General features: G+C 75.3%; 20 protein-coding genes and 3 tRNA genes. 16 read left to right on the top strand and 7 right to left on the bottom strand.

The genetic code is table 11. The features are described 5' to 3' along the window. The first annotated feature begins 174 nt into the window (after positions 1-174). The 6 genes from ACI790_RS17670 (at position 175) to ACI790_RS17695 (ending at position 3,145) form a co-directional block, all read left to right on the top strand. Positions 175-246: transfer RNA gene (locus tag ACI790_RS17670), tRNA-Gln, on the top strand. Positions 247-289: 43 nt separating this feature from the next. Further along, positions 290-362: transfer RNA gene (locus ACI790_RS17675), tRNA-Glu, on the top strand. A gap of 100 nt (positions 363-462) precedes the next feature. Continuing rightward, positions 463-535: transfer RNA gene (locus tag ACI790_RS17680), tRNA-Glu, on the top strand. Positions 536-610: 75 nt separating this feature from the next. Continuing rightward, positions 611-1,699 (top strand): galactose-1-phosphate uridylyltransferase, encoded by a 1,089-nt coding sequence (gene galT / locus ACI790_RS17685; protein ID WP_456571100.1) that lies wholly within the window; start codon positions 611-613, stop codon positions 1,697-1,699. Continuing rightward, the gene (galK, locus tag ACI790_RS17690; RefSeq protein ID WP_456571101.1) at positions 1,696-2,895 is read left to right on the top strand and encodes a galactokinase; all 1,200 of its coding nucleotides are present in this window, start codon (positions 1,696-1,698) and stop codon (positions 2,893-2,895) included. The genes galT and galK overlap by 4 nt, the downstream gene beginning before the upstream one ends. 31 nt (positions 2,896-2,926) lie before the next feature. Further along, entirely contained in the window at positions 2,927-3,145 is a 219-nt protein-coding gene (locus ACI790_RS17695) for a hypothetical protein (RefSeq protein WP_456571102.1), read from the top strand. A gap of 41 nt (positions 3,146-3,186) precedes the next feature. On the opposite strand, the gene ACI790_RS17700 is transcribed toward ACI790_RS17695, so the two are convergent. Further along, the gene (locus ACI790_RS17700; RefSeq protein ID WP_456571103.1) at positions 3,187-3,849 is read right to left on the bottom strand and encodes an IclR family transcriptional regulator; all 663 of its coding nucleotides are present in this window, start codon (positions 3,847-3,849) and stop codon (positions 3,187-3,189) included. 112 nt (positions 3,850-3,961) lie between these two features. On the opposite strand from ACI790_RS17700, the gene leuC reads away from it, so the two are divergent. Both leuC and leuD read left to right on the top strand, forming a co-directional pair. Next, entirely contained in the window at positions 3,962-5,368 is a 1,407-nt protein-coding gene (gene leuC, locus ACI790_RS17705) for a 3-isopropylmalate dehydratase large subunit (protein WP_456571104.1), read from the top strand. 3 nt (positions 5,369-5,371) lie between these two features. Then, positions 5,372-5,971 (top strand): 3-isopropylmalate dehydratase small subunit, encoded by a 600-nt coding sequence (gene leuD, locus ACI790_RS17710; protein WP_456571105.1) that lies wholly within the window; start codon positions 5,372-5,374, stop codon positions 5,969-5,971. Here the strand turns inward: leuD and ACI790_RS17715 are convergent. The 3 genes from ACI790_RS17715 to cofC are packed head-to-tail and all read right to left on the bottom strand — an operon-like array spanning position 5,920 to position 9,599. Beyond that, on the bottom strand, positions 5,920-6,891 hold the full coding sequence (locus tag ACI790_RS17715; RefSeq protein ID WP_456571106.1) for an NUDIX hydrolase: 972 nt from the start codon (positions 6,889-6,891) through the stop codon (positions 5,920-5,922). The two genes, leuD and ACI790_RS17715, sit on opposite strands and share 52 nt — an antisense overlap. Next, positions 6,875-8,947, bottom strand: a complete 2,073-nt coding sequence (locus ACI790_RS17720) for an RNA degradosome polyphosphate kinase (protein ID WP_456571107.1) — start codon at positions 8,945-8,947, stop codon at positions 6,875-6,877. The genes ACI790_RS17715 and ACI790_RS17720 overlap by 17 nt, the downstream gene beginning before the upstream one ends. A gap of 4 nt (positions 8,948-8,951) precedes the next feature. Further along, positions 8,952-9,599, bottom strand: coding sequence for a 2-phospho-L-lactate guanylyltransferase (gene cofC, locus ACI790_RS17725; protein ID WP_456571108.1), 648 nt, complete (start codon positions 9,597-9,599; stop codon positions 8,952-8,954). Positions 9,600-9,711: 112 nt separating this feature from the next. Here cofC and ACI790_RS17730 point away from each other — a divergent pair, with 112 nt between their 5' ends. Genes ACI790_RS17730 through ACI790_RS17740 form a run of 3 tightly spaced genes read left to right on the top strand, consistent with a single transcriptional unit; the run spans position 9,712 to position 12,694 of the window. Further along, the gene (locus tag ACI790_RS17730) at positions 9,712-10,548 is read left to right on the top strand and encodes a lysophospholipid acyltransferase family protein (protein WP_456571109.1); all 837 of its coding nucleotides are present in this window, start codon (positions 9,712-9,714) and stop codon (positions 10,546-10,548) included. Then, complete coding sequence (locus ACI790_RS17735; RefSeq protein ID WP_456571110.1) at positions 10,545-11,540, top strand: NAD(P)H-dependent glycerol-3-phosphate dehydrogenase; 996 nt, start codon at positions 10,545-10,547, stop codon at positions 11,538-11,540. The genes ACI790_RS17730 and ACI790_RS17735 overlap by 4 nt, the downstream gene beginning before the upstream one ends. A gap of 14 nt (positions 11,541-11,554) precedes the next feature. Continuing rightward, on the top strand, positions 11,555-12,694 hold the full coding sequence (locus ACI790_RS17740) for a cystathionine gamma-lyase (protein ID WP_456571111.1): 1,140 nt from the start codon (positions 11,555-11,557) through the stop codon (positions 12,692-12,694). On the opposite strand, the gene ACI790_RS17745 is transcribed toward ACI790_RS17740, so the two are convergent. Continuing rightward, complete coding sequence (locus ACI790_RS17745) at positions 12,665-13,465, bottom strand: CDP-alcohol phosphatidyltransferase family protein (protein ID WP_456571112.1); 801 nt, start codon at positions 13,463-13,465, stop codon at positions 12,665-12,667. The genes ACI790_RS17740 and ACI790_RS17745 overlap by 30 nt on opposite strands. 97 nt (positions 13,466-13,562) lie before the next feature. Between ACI790_RS17745 and ACI790_RS17750 the strand changes: the two genes are divergently transcribed. Then, positions 13,563-14,699 (top strand): D-alanine--D-alanine ligase family protein, encoded by a 1,137-nt coding sequence (locus ACI790_RS17750; RefSeq protein ID WP_456571113.1) that lies wholly within the window; start codon positions 13,563-13,565, stop codon positions 14,697-14,699. Further along, positions 14,696-15,367, top strand: coding sequence for a hypothetical protein (locus tag ACI790_RS17755; RefSeq protein WP_456571114.1), 672 nt, complete (start codon positions 14,696-14,698; stop codon positions 15,365-15,367). Before ACI790_RS17750 ends, ACI790_RS17755 begins: the two co-directional genes overlap by 4 nt. Before the next feature lie 14 nt (positions 15,368-15,381). On the opposite strand, the gene ACI790_RS17760 is transcribed toward ACI790_RS17755, so the two are convergent. Continuing rightward, a complete protein-coding gene (locus ACI790_RS17760; protein ID WP_456571115.1) occupies positions 15,382-15,954 on the bottom strand; it encodes a DUF3515 domain-containing protein in 573 nt (190 codons plus the stop codon). Positions 15,955-15,965: 11 nt separating this feature from the next. Beyond that, positions 15,966-16,199: an Lrp/AsnC ligand binding domain-containing protein gene (locus ACI790_RS17765; RefSeq protein ID WP_224500414.1), complete on the bottom strand. Its 234-nt coding sequence runs from the start codon at positions 16,197-16,199 to the stop codon at positions 15,966-15,968. 92 nt (positions 16,200-16,291) lie between these two features. On the opposite strand from ACI790_RS17765, the gene ACI790_RS17770 reads away from it, so the two are divergent. Genes ACI790_RS17770 through ACI790_RS17780 form a run of 3 tightly spaced genes read left to right on the top strand, consistent with a single transcriptional unit; the run spans position 16,292 to position 18,460 of the window. Further along, positions 16,292-17,332 carry a thiamine-phosphate kinase gene (locus ACI790_RS17770; RefSeq protein WP_456571116.1) on the top strand — a complete coding sequence of 347 codons (1,041 nt, stop codon included), beginning with the start codon at positions 16,292-16,294 and terminating at the stop codon, positions 17,330-17,332. Then, complete coding sequence (locus ACI790_RS17775) at positions 17,316-17,846, top strand: GNAT family N-acetyltransferase (protein WP_456571117.1); 531 nt, start codon at positions 17,316-17,318, stop codon at positions 17,844-17,846. Before ACI790_RS17770 ends, ACI790_RS17775 begins: the two co-directional genes overlap by 17 nt. Beyond that, positions 17,834-18,460, top strand: coding sequence for a cytidylate kinase-like family protein (locus ACI790_RS17780; RefSeq protein WP_456571118.1), 627 nt, complete (start codon positions 17,834-17,836; stop codon positions 18,458-18,460). Before ACI790_RS17775 ends, ACI790_RS17780 begins: the two co-directional genes overlap by 13 nt. Positions 18,461-18,467: the final 7 nt, after the last annotated feature.

Consider the following 18,467-nt stretch of genomic DNA (forward strand, 5'->3'; position numbering starts at 1 on the left):
GGGGGGGGGGGGGGGGCGGGGGGGGGCGCCCCGCCGGGGGGGGGCGGGGGGGGGCGGGGGGGGGGGCGCCCGGGCGGGGGGGGGGTGGGGGGGGGGGGGGGGGGGGGGGGGGGGGGGCGACCCGCCTCCCGGACGTCCGGTACAGTCTTCACCGGCGCCGCGAGGTGCCACCCATGGGGTATGGGGTAATTGGCAGCCCGACGGTTTCTGGTTCCGTTAGTCTAGGTTCGAGTCCTGGTACCCCAGCGAGGAAGCCTGGTTCCTCTCGCAGTACAGCAGCACCCAGCACGGCCCCGTCGTCTAGCGGCCCAGGACGCCGCCCTCTCACGGCGGTAGCGAGGGTTCGAATCCCTTCGGGGCTACGCGACCGAGAGCCCCCGACCACCAGGTCGGGGGCTCTCGCCGTTCCCGGGACCCCCTGCGACGCCCCGGCGGCGGCATGGCAAAATGGCTCCCGCACACGGCCCCGTCGTCTAGCGGCCTAGGACGCCGCCCTCTCACGGCGGTAGCGAGGGTTCGAATCCCTTCGGGGCTACGCGACCGAGAGCCCCCGACCACCAGGTCGGGGGCTCTCGTCGTCAGCGGGACGGCACGGGGAGGTGGGCGCGCGGTGATCCGCACCAGCCGTCGTCTGGCCGACGGTCGGGAGATCCTCTACTTCGACGACGACCGGCACCCCGTCGTGCGGAACGCCGTCGATCGCCGCGACCTGCCGGCCGTGGTGCCCGGCTCGGAGCTCCGGTTCGACCCGCTGCTGGCCGAGTGGGTCGTCGTCGCCGCCCACCGGCAGACCCGCACCCACCTCCCCCCGTCCGACCAGTGCCCGCTGTGCCCCTCCCGGCCGGGGCGGCCGACCGAGGTCCCCGAGGGCGACTACCAGGTGGTCGTCCTCGAGAACCGGTTCGCGTCGCTGGCGACCGACGTCGCGCGGGACGTCGCCCCCGCGGTGGAGGGCCAGCCGCTCGCGGAGCTGCGGCCGGGGTCCGGCCGCTGCGAGGTCGTCTGCTTCACCAGCGAGCACGACCGCGACTTCGCCGGGCTGGGCGCCGAGCGCGCGCGGCTGGTGGTCGACGTGTGGGCCGAGCGCACCGCGGAGCTCGCGGCGCTGCCGGGCGTGGCGCAGGTGTTCTGCTTCGAGAACCACGGCGAGGAGATCGGGGTGACCCTCGCCCACCCGCACGGCCAGATCTACGCCTATCCGTTCGTCCCGCCGCGCGTGGCGAAGGTCCTGACCACCGTGCGCCGCCACCGGGAGGCGACCGGGGGCGACCTCTTCGCCGAGGTGGTCACCGCCGAGCGGGCCGGGCCGCGGGTCGTCACGGCCAACGAGGACTGGACGGCGTTCGTGCCGGCGGCGGCACGGTGGCCGTACGAGGTCCAGCTGTTCCCCACCCGCAAGGTGCCCGGCCTGCCCGCGCTCACCGGCGCCGAGCGGAACGCCTTCGTCGAGGTGTACCTGGACGTGCTGGGCCGGTTCGCGCACCGTTTCGACACCCCGATGCCCTACATCGCCTCCTGGAACCAGGCGCCGGTCGCCGACGGCCGCGACGACTGGTGGCTGCACCTGCAGCTGTTCTCGCTGCGCCGCGCCCCCGGCAAGCTGAAGTACCTGGCCGGCTCGGAGTCGGGGATGGGCGCCTTCGTCACCGACACCACCCCCGAGGACGTCGCCGAGCAGCTGCGCGCGGTGCGGTGGTGACGCCGGACGATGCCGCCGCCGAACGGGCGGCCACCGGCTTCGCCGAGCGCTTCGGCCGGGCGCCCGAGGGCGTCTGGGCGGCGCCGGGCCGGGTCAACGTCATCGGTGAGCACACCGACTACAACGGCGGCTTCGTGCTGCCCGTGGCGCTGCCGCACACCACCCGCGCGGCGATGGCGCGGCGGGACGACGGGCTGCTGGTGCTCGCCTCCGCGCAGCACCCCGGGGCGGACGCCGAGGTCGCCGTCGCCGCGCTCCGGCCCGGCCGGCCCGGTGGCTGGGCGGCCTACCCCGGCCGGCCCGGTGGCTGGGCGGCCTACCCCGCCGGGGTCGTGCACGCGCTGGCCGGCCGGGTGCCGGGCGGGCTGAGCGTCCTCGTGGACGGCGACGTGCCCTCCGGCGCGGGGCTGTCCTCGTCGGCGGCGCTGTGCTGCTCGGTGGCGCTGGGCGTCCGCGACCTGCTCGGCCTCGACCTGGACGCCGACGCGCTGATCGACGTCGCCCGCCGGGCCGAGAACGACTTCGCCGGCGCGCCGACCGGGGTGCTCGACCAGTCGGCGTCGGTGCTCTGCACGGCCGGGCACGCGCTCTTCCTCGATACCCGCGACGGCACGCGGGAGCAGGTGCCGCTCGACCTCGCCGCCGCGGGCCTCGCCTTGCTGGTGGTCGGCACCGGCACCACGCACGACCACGCCGAGAGCGGCTACGCCGACCGGCGCCGCGAGTGCGAGGAGACCGCCCGGCGGCTCGGGATCGCGCTGCTGCGCGAGGTCGACGACGTCGCCGCGCTCGCCCCGCTGGCCGACGGGACCGCCGAGGGCGACCGGCTGCTCCGGCGGGCCCGGCACGTGGTCACCGAGGACGCCCGCGTGCTCGAGGTGGTGACCGCGCTGCGCGCCGACGCCGACCCGCGGGTGATCGGGCCGCTGCTCACCGCGGGCCACGCGTCGCTGCGCGACGACTTCGAGGTCTCCGTGCCGCTGGTCGACGCCTGCGTCGACGCCGCGCTGGCCGGCGGCGCCCACGGGGCCCGCATGGTCGGCGGTGGCTTCGGCGGCAGCGTCGTCGCCCTGGTCGACAGCGGCGGCGTCGACGCCGTCACCGCCGCCGTGACCGAGCGCTTCGCCCGCGAGCGGCACCCCGCGCCGCGCACCTTCGTCGTCGTCCCCTCCGCCGGCGCCCGCCGGCTGGCCTGAGACGCCGCGGCACCCCGAGCAGAGGACACCCGTGGATCCACGGAAGCAGCAGGGCGCGTTCGACGTCGGCACCGTCGTCGCCGAGCTGGTCGGCCTCCTCGGCGTCGTCCTGGTGGTCGTGGGCGTGCTCGACGCCGCCGCCGAGGCCCCGGCGGGGACCGACGGGCCGGACCTCGACCTCTGGGCGGGCCTGGCCCTGGTCGCCGTCGCGCTGGCCGTCGCGGGGTGGACGCGGCGGCGCCGGCGGTGACGTGGCCCCGCCGGCCGGCGACGACGGCGCGCGACGGAGGCTCAGCGGGCGGCGCGGGAGATCGCCGCTGAGGCGTCGAGCACCGCGCCGATGACCTCCGCGCTGGGGCGGCGCCCGAGGCGCTCCACCGGGCCGGAGATCGAGACGGCGCCGAGGACCGTGCCGCTCCCGTCGCGGACCGGTGCGGAGAGCGACGCCACCCCGGGCTCCCGCTCGGCGACGCTGTGCGCCCAGCCGCGCCGGCGGACGTCGAGCAGCGTGCGCGCGGTGAAGCTGGCCTGCGGCAGCAGGCGGGTGACCTCCTCGGCCGGGGTGAACGCCAGGAGGGCGTGCGCGGCCGACCCCGCGGTCATGGGCAGCCGGGCGCCGACCGGCACGGTGTCGCGCAGGCCGCTGGTGCGCTCGGCCGCCGCCACGCAGACGCGGGTGGCGCCGTCGCGCACGTAGAACTGCGCGCTCTCGCCGGTGACGTCGCGCAGGGTGACCAGGTGGCGGGACGCGATCTCGCCGACGTCGGCGGTGCCGCGGCCGAGCTCGGCGAGCGCCGGCCCGGGCGCCCAGCTGCCCGAGTCGGTGCGGCGGACGAGCCGGTGCCCCTCCAGGGCGACCGCGAGCCGGTGGGCCGTGGCCCGGGGCAGGCCGGTGCGCGCGACGAGCTCGGCGAGCGTCGCCGGCTCCTGCGCCACGGCGTGCAGGATCGACACCGCTTTGTCCAGAACCGCGACGGGGTTAGGCTGTCCCACACAGCAATACTCGCATCCCGCAGAGTGAGACAGCTACTCCGGGAGCGACCAGTCACCCGAAGGGGACGAGACCGTGCCGAAGACCCTGGCCGAGAAGGTCTACGACGCCCATGTCGTGCGCAGCACCGCGGGCGAGCCCGACCTGCTCTACATCGATCTGCACCTGGTCCACGAGGTGACCAGCCCGCAGGCCTTCGACGGTCTCCGCGCCGCGGGGCGCACGGTCCGCCGTCCGGATCTCACCATGGCGACCGAGGACCACAACGTCCCGACGCTGGACATCCTCAGCCCCATCGCCGACCCGGTGAGCCGGGCGCAGGTCGACGCGCTGCGCCGGAACGCCGCCGAGTTCGGCATCCGGCTGGCCCCGATGGGCGACCGCGACCAGGGCATCGTGCACGTGATCGGCCCGCAGCTGGGCCTGACGCAGCCGGGCACGACCATCGTGTGCGGTGACAGCCACACCTCCACCCACGGGGCCTTCGGGGCGCTGGCGTTCGGCATCGGCACCAGCGAGGTCGAGCACGTGCTCGCGACGCAGACCCTGCCGCAGTACCGCCCGAAGCAGATGTCGGTCACCGTCGAGGGGGAGCTCGCTCCGGGGGTGTCGGCCAAGGACGTCATCCTGGCCGTCATCGCCCAGATCGGCACCAACGGTGCCGCCGGGCACGTCATCGAGTACCGCGGCAGCGCCATCGAGGCGCTGTCGATGGAGGCCCGGATGACCATCTGCAACATGTCGATCGAGGCCGGTGCCAAGGCGGGGTTGATCGCGCCCGACCAGACCACCTTCGACTTCCTGAAGGGCCGCCCGCACGCCCCGCAGGGCGCGGACTGGGACGCCGCCGTCGAGCACTGGCGCACGCTGCGCACCGACGACGGCGCGGTGTTCGACCGCGAGGTGACGCTGGACGCCTCGACGCTGACGCCGTTCGTCACCTGGGGCACCAACCCCGGCCAGGGCCTGCCGATCGACGGCGTGGTGCCCGACCCGGCCCAGTTCGACGACGACGGCGAGCGGCGGGCCGCCGAGCAGGCGCTGGCCTACATGGGGCTGACCCCGGGCACCCCGCTGCGCGAGATCAAGGTCGACACCGTCTTCCTCGGCTCCTGCACCAACGGCCGGATCGAGGACCTGCGCACCGCCGCGACCTTCCTCGAGGGCAAGAAGATCGACGCGGACACCCGCATGCTGGTCGTCCCCGGCTCGGTCGGTGTGAAGCTGCAGGCGGAGGCCGAGGGCCTGGACAAGGTCTTCGTGGAGGCCGGCGCCGAGTGGCGGGGCGCCGGGTGCTCGATGTGCCTGGGCATGAACCCCGACCAGCTCAAGCCCGGCGAGCGGTCGGCCTCGACGAGCAACCGCAACTTCCAGGGCCGTCAGGGCAAGGGCGGGCGCACTCACCTGGTCTCGCCGTCGGTCGCTGCCGCCACGGCGCTCACCGGCCGCCTCACCGCCCCCGCCGACCTGATCGGAGCCTGAGCCATGGACGCCTTCACCACTCACACCGGTACCGCCGCGCCGCTGCGCCGCAGCGCCGTCGACACCGACCAGATCATCCCGGCCGAGTACCTCAAGCGGATCACCCGCACCGGTTTCGAGGACGGGCTGTTCATCGCCTGGCGGACCAACGAGCCGGACTTCGTGCTCAACAAGCCCGAGTACGCCGACGCCTCGATCCTGGTGGCCGGCCCCGACTTCGGCACCGGCTCCTCCCGTGAGCACGCCAACTGGGCGCTGCTCGACGGCGGTTTCCGCGTCGTCATCAGCTCCCGGTTCGCCGACATCTTCCGCAACAACTCGACCAAGTCCGGGCTGCTGACCGTCGTGCTGCCGCAGGCCGATGTCGAGGCGCTGTGGACCGCGATCGAGGCCGACCCGGCGACGCCGGTGACGGTCGACCTGCAGGCCAAGCAGGTGACCTACGGCGACGTGGCGGTGCCGTTCGAGATCGACGACTACACCCGGTGGCGGCTGCTCGAGGGGCTCGACGACGTCGGCCTCACCGAGCGGCACCTCGACGACGTCGAGGCCTACGAGGCGGCGCGCCCGGCCTGGCTCCCGGCGGCGCTGCCCGCGCGCTGAGGCAGCGGGGCGTCCGGGTCGGGCCCGAAGTCGCGGTAGTAGTCGGCGACCAGCGCGCCCGGCCGGCCGCCGAGGGCCCAGACGCTGCCCTTGGCGGCCGGCGGGAGCAGGCCGCGGACGCCGTGGCCGTGCACCCCGAGGGCCTGCAGCACCGAGGGGATCACCCCGCCCTGGCTGCACAGCACCGTCGCCCCCGGGCGCTCCAGGAGCTCCGCCACGAGCGCCATCCCCGCCTGCGGGTCGTCGGCGAAGTTCTCCTCGCCCATCCGGGGTGACGGGCGCACGTCCACGGCCAGCCGCTCGGCCAGCGGCTCCACCGTCTGCGTGCAGCGCACCTTCGGGGTGCTGAGCACGTCGTCCGGGGCGAACCACGCCAGCGCGTCGGCCAACTGCTCGGCCTGCCGCCGGCCCTTGTCGTCCAGCGGCCGCAGCTCATCCGGGCCGTCGAACTCCTGCTTGCTGCCGGCCCTGCCGTGGCGGACCAGCAGCAGGCCGACCTCGCGCGGCACGTCGGTGCGGGCGGCGTCGGTGATCACCAGCCGGTCGTGCTCGTGGGTGACCAGTGCGCTCGCGTCGTCGGGGGAGAGCCAGCGGAGCTCGTCCACCTCGTCGTTGGCGGCGAAGGCCCCCCCCACGCAGCGCATGAGCCAGTAGTCCACGTGCTTGGGGACGCCGTCGACCGCGTACTGCGTCGTCGGCCCGCGGCGTCCGGCGACTATGCGGAGCCCGGTCTCCTCGACCACCTCGCGGCACGCGGCGGCCAGGGCGTGCTCCCCGGCGTCGAGCTTCCCCTTCGGCAGCGACCAGTCGTCGTAGCGGGGCCGGTGGACCACGGCGATCTCGATGCCGTCGTCCCCGGCCGGCCGCCACACCACGCCGCCGGCGGCCGCGATCGGCCGCGGCTCAGCCGGCGAGCTCATGGATCCGGTGCATCAGCTCAGCCTGGTAGTCCCGGCCCTCCAGCCGGTCCCACTGCCCGTCGCTGCGCAGCTCCCAGGAGCGCACACCGGGGGCCATGGCCGGGCTGAGGGACTCCTCCAGCTGGGCGCGGGCCGATTCGTCGCAGACCCGCAGCAGCACCTCCACCCGGCGGTCGAGGTTGCGGTGCATGAGGTCCGCGCTGCCGATCCACCACTCCGGCTCCCCACCGTTGAGGAAGGAGATCACCCGGGAGTGCTCGAGGAACCGGCCGACGATCGAGCGCACCCGGATCGTCTCCGACAGACCGGGGACGCCGGGCCGCAGGGCGCAGATGCCACGCACGAACAGCTCCACCGGCACCCCGGCCTGCGACGCCTCGTAGAGCGCGTCGATGATGCGCTCGTCCACGATCGAGTTCGCCTTGATCCGGATGCCGGAGGCGCGCCCCTCGCCGGCGTGCCGGGCCTCGCGGCGGATCTTCTCGACCAGGCCGTTGCGGATGCTGTGCGGCGCCACCATGAGCGTGCGGTAGTTGGTCTGCCGCGAGTACCCGGTGAGCACGTTGAACAGGTCGGTGAGGTCCGCGCCGACCCGGGGATCGGCGGTGAGGATGCCCAGGTCCTCGTAGATCCGCGCCGTCTTCGGGTTGTAGTTGCCGGTGCCGATGTGGCAGTACCGCCGGATCACGCCCTGCTCGCGGCGGACCACCAGCGCCGTCTTGCAGTGGGTCTTCAGGCCCACCAGCCCGTAGACGACGTGGCAGCCGGCCCGCTCCAGCGAGCGGGCCCAGCTGATGTTGGCCTCCTCGTCGAACCGGGCCTTGATCTCGACGAGGACCACGACCTGCTTGCCGGCCTCGGCGGCGTCGATCAGCGCGTTGACGATCGGGGAGTCGCCGGAGGTGCGGTACAGCGTCTGCTTGATGGCCAGCACGTCCGGGTCGGCGGCGGCCTGCTCGATGAACCGCTGCACGCTCGTGGCGAACGAGTGGTACGGGTGGTGGACCAGCACGTCGCCCTCGCGGAGGGTGGCGAAGACGCTCTTGGGCGTCTCCCCCTCGGACAGCCGCGGATGGGTGGCCGGCACGAACGGCTCGTCCTTGAGCTCCGGCCGGTCCAGGTCGTAGAGCGCCATGAGCGAGGCGAGGTCGAGCAGCCCGGGCACGTGGACGACGTCGGCGGGGGAGACCTCGAGCTCGGAGATGAGCACGTCGAGGATCCGCGGATCCATCGGCTCGGCGACCTCCAGGCGCACCGCGGGCCCGAACCGGCGCCGGGCGAGCTCCCGCTCCAGCGCCTGCAGCAGGTCCTCGTCGCGGTCCTCCTCGACCTCCACGTCGGCGTTGCGGGTGACGCGGAAGAAGTGGTGGTCGAGCACGTCGAGGCCCGGGAAGAGCTGGGGCAGGTGCGCGGCGATGAGGTCCTCGAGCGGCAGGAAGACCACCGTGTCGTCCCGCGTGGCGACCGGCACGAACCGCGGCACGTTGTTGGGCACCTTGAGCCGGGCGAAGCGGGGCGCGTTGGTGTCCGGGTCGTGCACCGAGACCGCGAGGTTCAGCGACAGGCCGCTGATGTAGGGGAACGGGTGCGCCGGGTCGACGGCGAGCGGGGTGAGCACCGGGAACACCTGGTCGCGGAAGTAGTCCCGGAGCCGGCGCATCGCCTCGTCCTCCAGGTCCTCCCAGTGGACGATCCGGATGCCGGTCTCCTCCAGCCGCGGCAGCACGTCCTTGTTGAAGACGTCGGAGTGCCGCTGCACCAGCTCCCGCGTGCGGGCGGTCACCCGCTCCAGCTGCTCGCGGATGGTCAGCCCGTCGGGGGAGCGGACGGTGAGCCCGGTGCTCTGCCGGCGCTTCAGCCCGGCGATGCGCACCATGTAGAACTCGTCGAGGTTGCTGGCGAAGATGGCGAGGAACTTGACGCGCTCCAGCAGCGGGAGCGAGTCGTCCTCCGCGAGCTCGAGCACGCGGGAGTTGAAGTCGAGCCAGGACAGCTCTCTGTTCAGGTACCGGTCGGCGGGCAGGGCAGTGGTCCGGGGCGCGCTCTCGGAAGGCACGGGCTCATCGTGCCGTACCCAGCCGGTCGGTGAGACCCGGTGACCTCCGGAGCAGCTCCGTCGTGCGCGGGCCGGCCCCGAGGGCGAGGGCCGCGCGGAGGTCGTCCGCGGTGTCGACGTCGCGCAGCAGACCGGGCCAGGAGCCACGCAGGAGCACCGCGCCGTCCACCCGGTGGGCGTCGGCCGAGCCGCGGCCGAACCGGGGGCGCAGCGGCACCCCGACGGCGGTCAGCAGGGTGGTGCCGGTGCCCTGCGCGTCGGCGACGAAGCAGCGCGGCGCCGCCTCCGCCGCGGTCAGCGCGGCGGCCAGCTCGGCGGGCCGCAGGGCGGGCAGGTCGGAGGAGAGCGCGGCCACCCGCTCGCCGCCGGCGCGCCGGGCCCCGTGCTCGAGCGCCGGGTTCAGCCCCCGGTCCGGTTCGTCGGGCACGGTGCCGGCCCCCAGGCCGCGCACCAACTCGGCGGCCTCCGGCTCGTCGGTGACGACGACGACCGACCCCACCCGGGGGCAGTCCAGGGCCGCCGCCACCGTGTCGGCCAGGAGCGCCAGGACCAGCGCTCCGTGGTCGCCGCCGGGCTCGTCGGTGAGCGGCCGCAGCCGGGTCTTGGCCACGGCGAGCCGCTTTGCCGGGACCACGACCGACCAGCTGGACACGGCCACAATGTGAGCACACGGCACCCGCGCGGGCCGGAGGCCGGGACCCGGTGGGCCGCGGGCGAGGGCGCGGGTCGATCATGGGCTGGCTCACACGGAGGGAGGCGCGGCGGTGACGGACGAGACGTCCTCGCGCGGAGCGGGCGCCGGCGGGTCGACCGCGGTCGGGGCCCACCGGGGCGGCTGGCCGGGCAGGTGGGCGACCCGGGGCCGCATCCCGCCGGCCCTGTGGCTGTGCATCGTGGTGATCTACCCGGTCGTGTCCGTGCTGTTCCGGCTGCGCTACCGGCACGCTGACCGCATCCCGGCGCGCGGGCCGGTGCTGCTGGTCGTCAACCACGTGTCCGTGCTGGATCCGCTCGCCTGCGCGCGCCTGGTCTTCGACGTCGGCCGGATCCCGCACTTCCTGGCCAAGGAGGCGGTGTTCAAGGGGCCGGCCGGCATGATCCTGCGGGCGGCCGGTCAGATCCCGGTGACCCGGTACTCCAGCGCCGCGCGCGGATCGCTGGACGCCGCCCATGCCGACCTGCAGGCGGGCAACCTCGTCGTGGTCTACCCCGAGGGGTCGGTCACCCGCGATCCGGACTGGTGGCCCATGCAGGCCCGCACGGGGGCGGCGCACCTGGCGCTGACCAGTGACGCCGTCGTCGTCCCGGTGGCGCAGTGGGGGCCGCAGCGGGTGCACGACTACCACTCGAAGAAGCTGCACCTGCGGCTCCGCACGCCCGCCGACTACCTCGTCGGCGAGCCGATCGACCTCGCCGCCCTCCGGGCCGAGGTGCGCGCGGGCCGTCCGTTGACCGCCGACCTGCTCCGGGAGACGACCGATCTGATGATGTCGAGGGTGCGCGACCAGCTGGCCGAGCTGCGGGGCGAGCGCCCCCCGCTCACCGTCCACCCGGGCCCGGGGGGCCGGCGTCCCGAGGGCCGCACGGGGAGCGCGGCATGACCCGCGCGGCGGTGCTCGGCGCCGGCTCCTGGGGCACGACGTTTGCCAAGGTGCTCGCCGACGCCGGTTGCGAGGTCGTGCTGCACGCGCGGCGCCCGGAGCTGGCCAAGGCCATCACCGACGACCGGGAGAACGCCGACTACCTCCCGGGGGTGCGGCTGCCGGAGCTGCTGCGGGCCACCGCCGACCCGGCCGAGGCGTTGCTCGACGCCGACGTCGTGGTGCTGGCCGTGCCCTCGCAGTCGCTGCGGGGCAACCTCGGGGCCTGGCGGGAGCTGCTGCCGCCGGACGCGACCCTGCTGTCGCTGATGAAGGGCATCGAGCTCGGCAGCACCAAGCGCATGAGCGAGGTCATCTGCGAGATCACCGGGGCCGGCCAGGGGCGGGTGGCCGCGCTCTCCGGCCCCAACCTGGCCCGGGAGATCGCCGAGGAGCAGCCCGCCGCCACGGTGATCGCCTGCTCCGACCCCGACCGGGCGGCGGTGCTCCAGGCGGCGTGCCACACCCCCTACTTCCGGCCGTACACCAACCCCGACGTGGTCGGCTGCGAGCTCGGCGGGGCCGTGAAGAACGTCATCGCCCTGGCCTGCGGCATCGCCGAGGGGCTGGGCTTCGGGGACAACACCCGCGCCTCGCTGATCACCCGCGGCCTCGCCGAGACCGCCCGCCTGGGGCTGTCGCTGGGCGCCGAGCTGACCACGTTCGCCGGCCTGGCCGGGCTGGGCGACCTGGTGGCCACCTGCAGCTCGCCGCTGTCGCGCAACCGCACCTTCGGCGAGAAGCTCGGCCGCGGCATGAGCGTCGAGGAGGTGCAGCAGAGCACCCGGCAGACCGCCGAGGGCGTGAAGAGCTGCCGCTCGGTGCTCGACCTCGCCCGGGCGCACGGGATCGACGTGCCGATCACCGAGGCGGTCGTGCGGGTGTGCCACGAGGGGGCGTCGCCCGGCCGGATCGTGCGGGAGATCATGTCGCGGGAGGCGAAGCCGGAGTGAGCGGACGGGGTGCAGTGAGCGGGGAGGGCGGCTACGGGGACGGCACCCGGTCGGTGCGCGCGGGGGAGGACCCGGCCGTGCCGGGCGCACCGCTGCGCCCCTCGCCGGTGTTCGCCGCGCCCTTCCACCTCGGGGACCTCCCGCCCCGGGCGGGCGGGGTCGACGCCTACGCGCGCACCGAGCACCCCACGTTCCGGCACTTCGAGGACGCCGTCGGCGAGCTCGACGGCGGGCGCTGCCTGTCCTTCGCCACCGGCATGGCGGCGCTGACCGCCGCCGTCCTGGCGTGCGCCCGCAGCGGCGACCGGATCGTCCTGCCCTCGGACGGCTACTACACGACCCGGCTGCTCGCGGCCGAGGAACTGGCACGCTTCGGCATCGAGGTGCAGTACGTGCCGACGCCGGAGATCGGCCGGGTCGCCGCCGACGGCGGCCTCGCCGGCGCCCGGATGGTGCTGCTGGAGACCCCGAGCAACCCGCAGCTCGACGTCTGCGACATCGCCGCCGTCGCCGGGGCCGCGCACGCGGCCGGTACGCTGGTCGCGGTCGACAACACCACCGCCACGCCGCTGGGCCAGCGGCCCCTGGCGCTCGGCGCCGACCTCACCGTCGGCAGCGACACCAAGGCGCTCACCGGGCACAGCGACGTGCTGCTCGGGCACGTGACCGTCACCGACGACGACCTGTACGCGGCGGTCAAGGGCTTCCGCGACCGGACCGGCAGCACGCCGGGGCCGTTCGAGGCGTGGCTGGGCCACCGCTCGATGAGCACGCTGGACCTGCGGCTGGCCCGCCAGGCGGTGAACGCGGCGGCCGTCGCCGACCTGCTGGCCGGGCACCCCGCCGTCACGAACCTCCGCTGGCCCTGGCGCGCCGGTGATCCGTCGTTCGCCCTGGCCGCGCGCCAGATGCTGCGGCCCAACGGCGTGGTGTCCGCGGAGCTGCCCGACGAGGCCGCCGTCTCCCGGTTGCTCGGGGCCAGCCGGCTCTGGGCGGCGGCGACCAGCTTCGGCGGCGTGCACAGCACAATCGACCGGCGGGCGCAGTGGGGCGGGGACGCCGTGCCCGGGGGCTTCGTCCGGCTGTCCTGCGGCATCGAGGACACCGCGGACCTGGTCGCGGACCTATCCCGCGCGCTCGACGCCCTCGGCTGACGCCGGCCGGCGGCGGGAGCCGGCCACCGTGAGCCAGATGCTCACGCCGAAGTAGTAGGCGAGGTACACCACGCTCAGCGCGACGAGCAGCGGGTTCGGGTCGGGGTACTGGACGATCAGCACCGCGCACGCGGCCAGCCAGAACGTCGCGAGCCCCAGGTTCACGCCGCGCAGCAGCTTGGTGCGCGACGGGTAGACGTACTTCACCGGCACGAAGACCAGCACGGTGAGGACGGCGAGCGCGACGCCGACCCCGGTGGGGCCGACGTCGAGGATGATCGCGTAGAAGGCCACCACGTTCCAGTAGCTGGGGAAGCCGAGGAAGTAGTGGTCCTCGGTCTTCGCGTCCACCCGGCAGAACTGGTAGCACGAGGCGAGCAGCGGCAACGCGGCCAGGACCCAGCCGAGGGCGCCGCCGGGCAACCGGTCGGTCGTCCAGAGCAGCACGATCGGGGCGAAGACGTAGGTCAGGTAGTCGACGATGTCGTCCATCCGGGCGCCGTCGAACCAGGGGATCGTCTGCTTGACCCGGGCCTTGCGGGCGAGCATCCCGTCGGTGCCGTCGATGAACAGCGTCGCGAGGATCAGCCACAGGGCGGTCTCGACGGCGCCGTCGAAGGCCGCGAGGACGATGAGCAGGCCGAGCACCGAGCCGCTGGCGGTGTACAGGTGCACCGCCGCGCCGGCCAGCCGCAGCCGGCGGGAGTGCCCGGGCCCGTCGGTGGTGCGCGCCGTCCCGGGTGCGGTCTGGTGGGCTGGGTCGTCGTGCACGGCGACGAGGCTGCCACACCGCGGTGCGACCGGCGGCACGGCGCGTGGGCCACGTCGCGGCGGGGCCGGGAAACGGGCCTCGGTTAGGGTCCCCGCAATGAGCGGACAGCCGGGCAAGGTGCGTGTGGCGGTCGTCTTCGGAGGGCGCAGCGAGGAGCACGCGATCTCCTGCGTCTCGGCCGGCAGCGTGATGGCCGCGCTCGACCCCGACCGGTACGAGGTGGTGCCGGTCGGCATCGCGCGGGACGGCCGCTGGGTGCTGCCCGGCCCCGACCAGCGGCTCACGATCACCGACGGCGCGCTGCCCGAGGTCACCGGCGGCACGGCGGTCTCGCTGGTCGGCGACCCGGAGGCCCGCGGGCTGGCCGTCCTCGGGGCCGGCGACGGCATCGGGCGCGCGCTCACCGAGGTCGACGTGGTCTTCCCGGTGCTGCACGGGACCTTCGGCGAGGACGGCACGGTGCAGGGCCTGCTGGAGATGACCGGGCTGCCCTACGTCGGTTCCGGGGTCTTCGCCAGCGCCGCGTCCATGGACAAGGAGTTCACCAAGAAGCTCCTCGCCGCCGCGGGGCTGCCGCAGGGCGACCACGTCGTCCTGCGCGACGAGCACGGCGCCGTGTGCGCCGACCCCGCCGTCCTGGACGACGCGGCGCGCGAGCGGCTCGGTCTGCCGGTCTTCGTGAAGCCGGCCCGGGCCGGGTCCAGCATCGGCATCACCAAGGTCACCGACTGGGCGCAGTTCCCGGCCGCCGTCGCCGCGGCCGCCGCGGTCGACCCGAAGGTGATCGTGGAGGCCGCCGTCCCCGGCCGGGAGATCGAGTGCGGGGTGCTCGCCGCCCGCGGCACCGGGCTGCCCGAGGCCAGCCTGCCGGCCGAGATCCGGCTGCGGCCCGGCGTCGACTGGTACGACTTCGCGGCCAAGTACCTCGACGACGCCGCCGAGTTCGACATCCCGGCCGACCTCGACCCGGAGCGGGTCGCCGCCGTGCAGGACGCCGCCCGCCGGGCCTACCTGGCGCTGGACTGCCGGGGGCTGGCCCGCGTGGACTTCTTCCTCGGCACCGGTCCCGACGGCGCGGACCGGCTGGTCATCAACGAGGTCAACACGATGCCCGGGTTCACGCCGATCTCGATGTTCGCCCGCATGTGGGCGGCCACCGGGGTGGACTTCGCCGAGCTGGTGGACCGCCTGGTCAGCGGGGCGCTGGCCGGCGGCGCGCGGCCGGGCCGGTGACCCCGGGGCGGTCGGCCCCCGGCGGCGGGGCCGGCGCCCTCTCCCGGCTCGCCCTCCTGGTGGCCGTGGCGCTGCTTGCCGGGTGCGGGCGGGCGGTCGACGGCGTCGCGACGGCCGTACCGCCCACCGACCGTCCCGCCTCGGCGGCGGAGCTCGAGCAGCTGGTCGTCCGGGAGGTCCCCTCCGGGCTGCCGCGGCTGCCCGACCACGAGGTCGAGCCGCCGGCCGGGGCGAAGCGGCTGGAGGACGTCGCCGCCTACGCGCCCGATCCGGAGCGCGAGCTGGCGGTGCTGGAGGACTACGGCTACCGGTTCGGTTGGGAGCGCTTCTGGGGGCGGGAGTCCGGGCCGATCACCGGGGTGTTCGTCGACCAGTTCCGGCAACGCGCCGGCGCCGGCGCCTACGCCGAGGACCTGGCCCGCAACGACGCCGAGCTGTACGGCGGGATGCTGAGCGTGGATCCGCCCGAGCTGCCCGCCAACTGCCGGCTGCTCACCGTGGACACGCCCGTGCCGGAGGCCGGGCTGGTCGACCCCGCCGCCTTCGCGTGGTGCTGGCACGGCGTCTTCAGCGTGTCGGTGACGGCGGTGGCCGCGACGCCGGACGACGCGGTGCGGGAGGTCGGCGCCGTCCTCGCGGAGCAGCTGGCGCTCCTGCCGCCCGCGTGAGCGCTCCTGCGGGCTCAGGGGCCCGGCGTGGGCTCCCGGTACGGGAGCGCCTCGGCGAGCGGGACGGTGAGGGCGGTGACGGGGGCGCTGTCGACGTCGGCGGGCAGGCGTACCTCGACGTAGACCGGCCGGTCGACCGCCGTCCACACGGTGGTGCCGGGCCGGCTGGTGTCGACGTGCCACTGCACGCCGTTGATCTGGATGGCCGAGGCGCCGACGGTCCAGCCGGCGGGCCGGTCGACACCGCAGGTGAGCACCACGGGCGGCTCGCCCCAGGCGTAGACGAACGGGCTCTCGGACTGCACGCGGCGGGACGGCTGCCCGGCCAGCTCGAGCGGGAGGTTGCCCATGAGATCGGTGCAGGAGGCCTCGGCCTCCGGGGTGACCGGTGGGGTGGCCAGTTCCAGGACGGGGAGGTCCTCCGGGCGGACGGGGGCCGCGCCCTCGATGTCGGCGGGGGGCTCCGAGCCGGCCGAGGGGGTGCCGGCGCCCCGGTCGCCGAGCACGTTGACCAGGACGACGAGGACGATGACCACCGGGAGCGTGATCGCCGTGACCAGGATCGCGGCCCGGCGCAGCGGATCCACGGGGCGACCGCTCAGATGTTGACGACCGGGCAGGTCAGCGTCCGGGTGATGCCGTCGACCGACTGCACGCGGGCGACCACGAGGCGGCCCAGCTCGTCGACGGTGTCGGCCTCGGCGCGGACGATGACGTCGTACGGACCGGTGACGTCCTCGGCCTTGGTGACGCCGCTGATCTCGCTGATGGTCGAGGCGACCTGGGCGGCCTTTCCGACTTCGGTCTGGATGAGGATGTAGGCGTGGACCACGGGAGATCCTTCCTCCGGCAACAGTGCCGAGACGTCGTCCCCGCCGGGTGGCGGACTGGTCGGCAACCTACCGCAGTGACAGGAGTGCACCGATGAGTCGACCCCGCCCGCTGGTCCCGCGCGGCGATCCGGCCGACACCGTGCGGGTGGTCGGGGAGTTCGGCGTGATCGCCCGCGTGCTGGCCCGGTCCGGCACCGCGGTGGCCGCCGACGTCGGGCCCGGGGACGACGCGGCCCTGGTGCGCACGCCCGACCAGCGGGTCGTCGTCACCACCGACGTCCTGGTGGAGGGACGTCACTTCCGGCGGAACTGGTCGTCGGCCGAGGACGTGGGGCACAAGGCGGCCGCCGCCAACCTGGCCGACGTCGCGGCGATGGGCGCCCGGACGACCGCGCTGGTCGTCGGGCTCGCCTGCCCGGCGGACACGCCCACCAGCTGGCTGGAGGGGGTCGCGACGGGGCTCGCCGACGAGTGCGCCCCCCAGGGCGCCGCCGTCGTCGGCGGCGACACCGTGGCCGCCGCGCCGGACAGCGCCGCCGTCGTCCTGTCGGTCACCGCCCTCGGTGACCTGGGGGGGCGGGCCCCGGTGCTGCGCTCCGGCGCCCGGCCCGGCCACGTGGTGGCGCTCGCCGGCCGCCTCGGCTGGTCGGCGGCCGGCCTGGCGGTGCTGCGCCGCGGCTTCACCAGCCCGCTGGCCGTCGTGAACGCGCACCGCCGGCCTACCCCGCCCTACGCGGCCGGACCGGCGGCGGCGGAGGCTGGCGCCACCGCGATGTGCGACGTGAGCGATGGCCTGGTGGCCGACGCCGGGCACCTCGCGGAGGCCAGCGGCGTGGTGGTCGACCTGGACCGCGCCGCGCTGGTGCGGGCCTGCCTGGAGCCGGTCGGCCCGCTGCAGCAGGTGGGGTCGGCGCTGGGGGTGGACCCGCTGGCGTGGGTGCTCGGCGGCGGGGAGGACCACGCGCTGCTGGCGACGTTCCCGCGCAAGGTGCCGCTGCCGGAGGGGTGGACGGCGATCGGGGTGGTGCGGCAGGGGAAGCCGGGCCCGGGGGTCCGGGTGGACGGCGAGGCCGCGGCGGACGTGCTGCTGTCGGTGGGAGCGGAGAGCGCGGGGCATGTCCACTTCGGCTGAGCGGGTGCTGCGGGACGGGTCGGTCGCCCGCCTGCGTCCGGTGCCCTACGACGACCCGCTGGCGCAGGAGCTCGTCGAGGCGGTCCAGCAGGAGTACGTGGTGCGCTACGGCGGCCGGGACGCGGCCGCCGTCGACCCGGCGGAGTTCCTGCCGCCGGCCGGGCTCTTCCTCGTCGCGGAGGTGGCCGGGGCGGCCGCGGGCTGCGGTGCCTGGCGGGTCTACCCGCCGGGGGGCGTGGAGATCAAGCGGGTGTACGTGGCGCCGGCGTTCCGCCGGCGCGGGCTCGCGCAGGTGCTCATGGCGGAGCTGGAGTCCACCGCGGCGCTGGCCGGCCACCGGTCGGTGGTGCTGAACACCGGGCAGAAGCAGCCGGAGGCGGTCGCGCTCTACCGGGAGCTCGGGTACGTCCCCGTTCCCGGGTACGGGGTCTACGCCTGCGCGCCCGACGCGGTGTTCCTCGGCAAGGACCTGTCCGCCCTGGTCGACGAGGAGGAGACGACGTGGGCGTCGTGACGATCTCGGCCCCGTACGGTGCCGCGGGCGCGGAGGTGGCCCCGGCGGTCGCCGAGCGGCTGGGCCTCCCGTTCCACGACCGGGCCATCCCGGCGCAGGTGGCCGGCCGGCTCGGCGTCCCGGTGGAGGAGGCCGAGGCCAACGACGAGACCGTGGTCCGCGGGCTGTGGCGGCTGGTGGCCTCGCTGGGGACCATGCCCGACCCGGTGGGCGCGGTGGTGCCGGGATCACCGCTGCCCGACGCCCGGGCCTACCGGGAGCAGACCGAGCGCGTCCTGGCCGAGATCGCGGCGGGCGGCGGTGGGGTGGTGCTCGGCCGGGCCGGGGCGATGGTGCTGCGGGACCGGACGGACGCCCTGCACGTCCGCTTGGACGGTCCGCCGGACCGGCGGCTGGCCGCCGCGGTGGCGCGGTCGGGCCGGCCCCGCGACGAGGTGGCGCGCGAGATGGCGGCGAACGACCGGGCCCGGGAGGCGTACGTGCGGCACTTCTACCGCTGCGACCCCGCCGCGGCCGGCAACTACCACGTGGTCGTGGACACCACCGCCCTGCCGCTGGACACGGTCGTGGACATCGTGGTGACCGCGGCGAGGGGACGCGGGCTCGGCCGGTGACGCCCGC

The organism is Blastococcus sp. SYSU DS0539 (genome assembly GCF_054050855.1).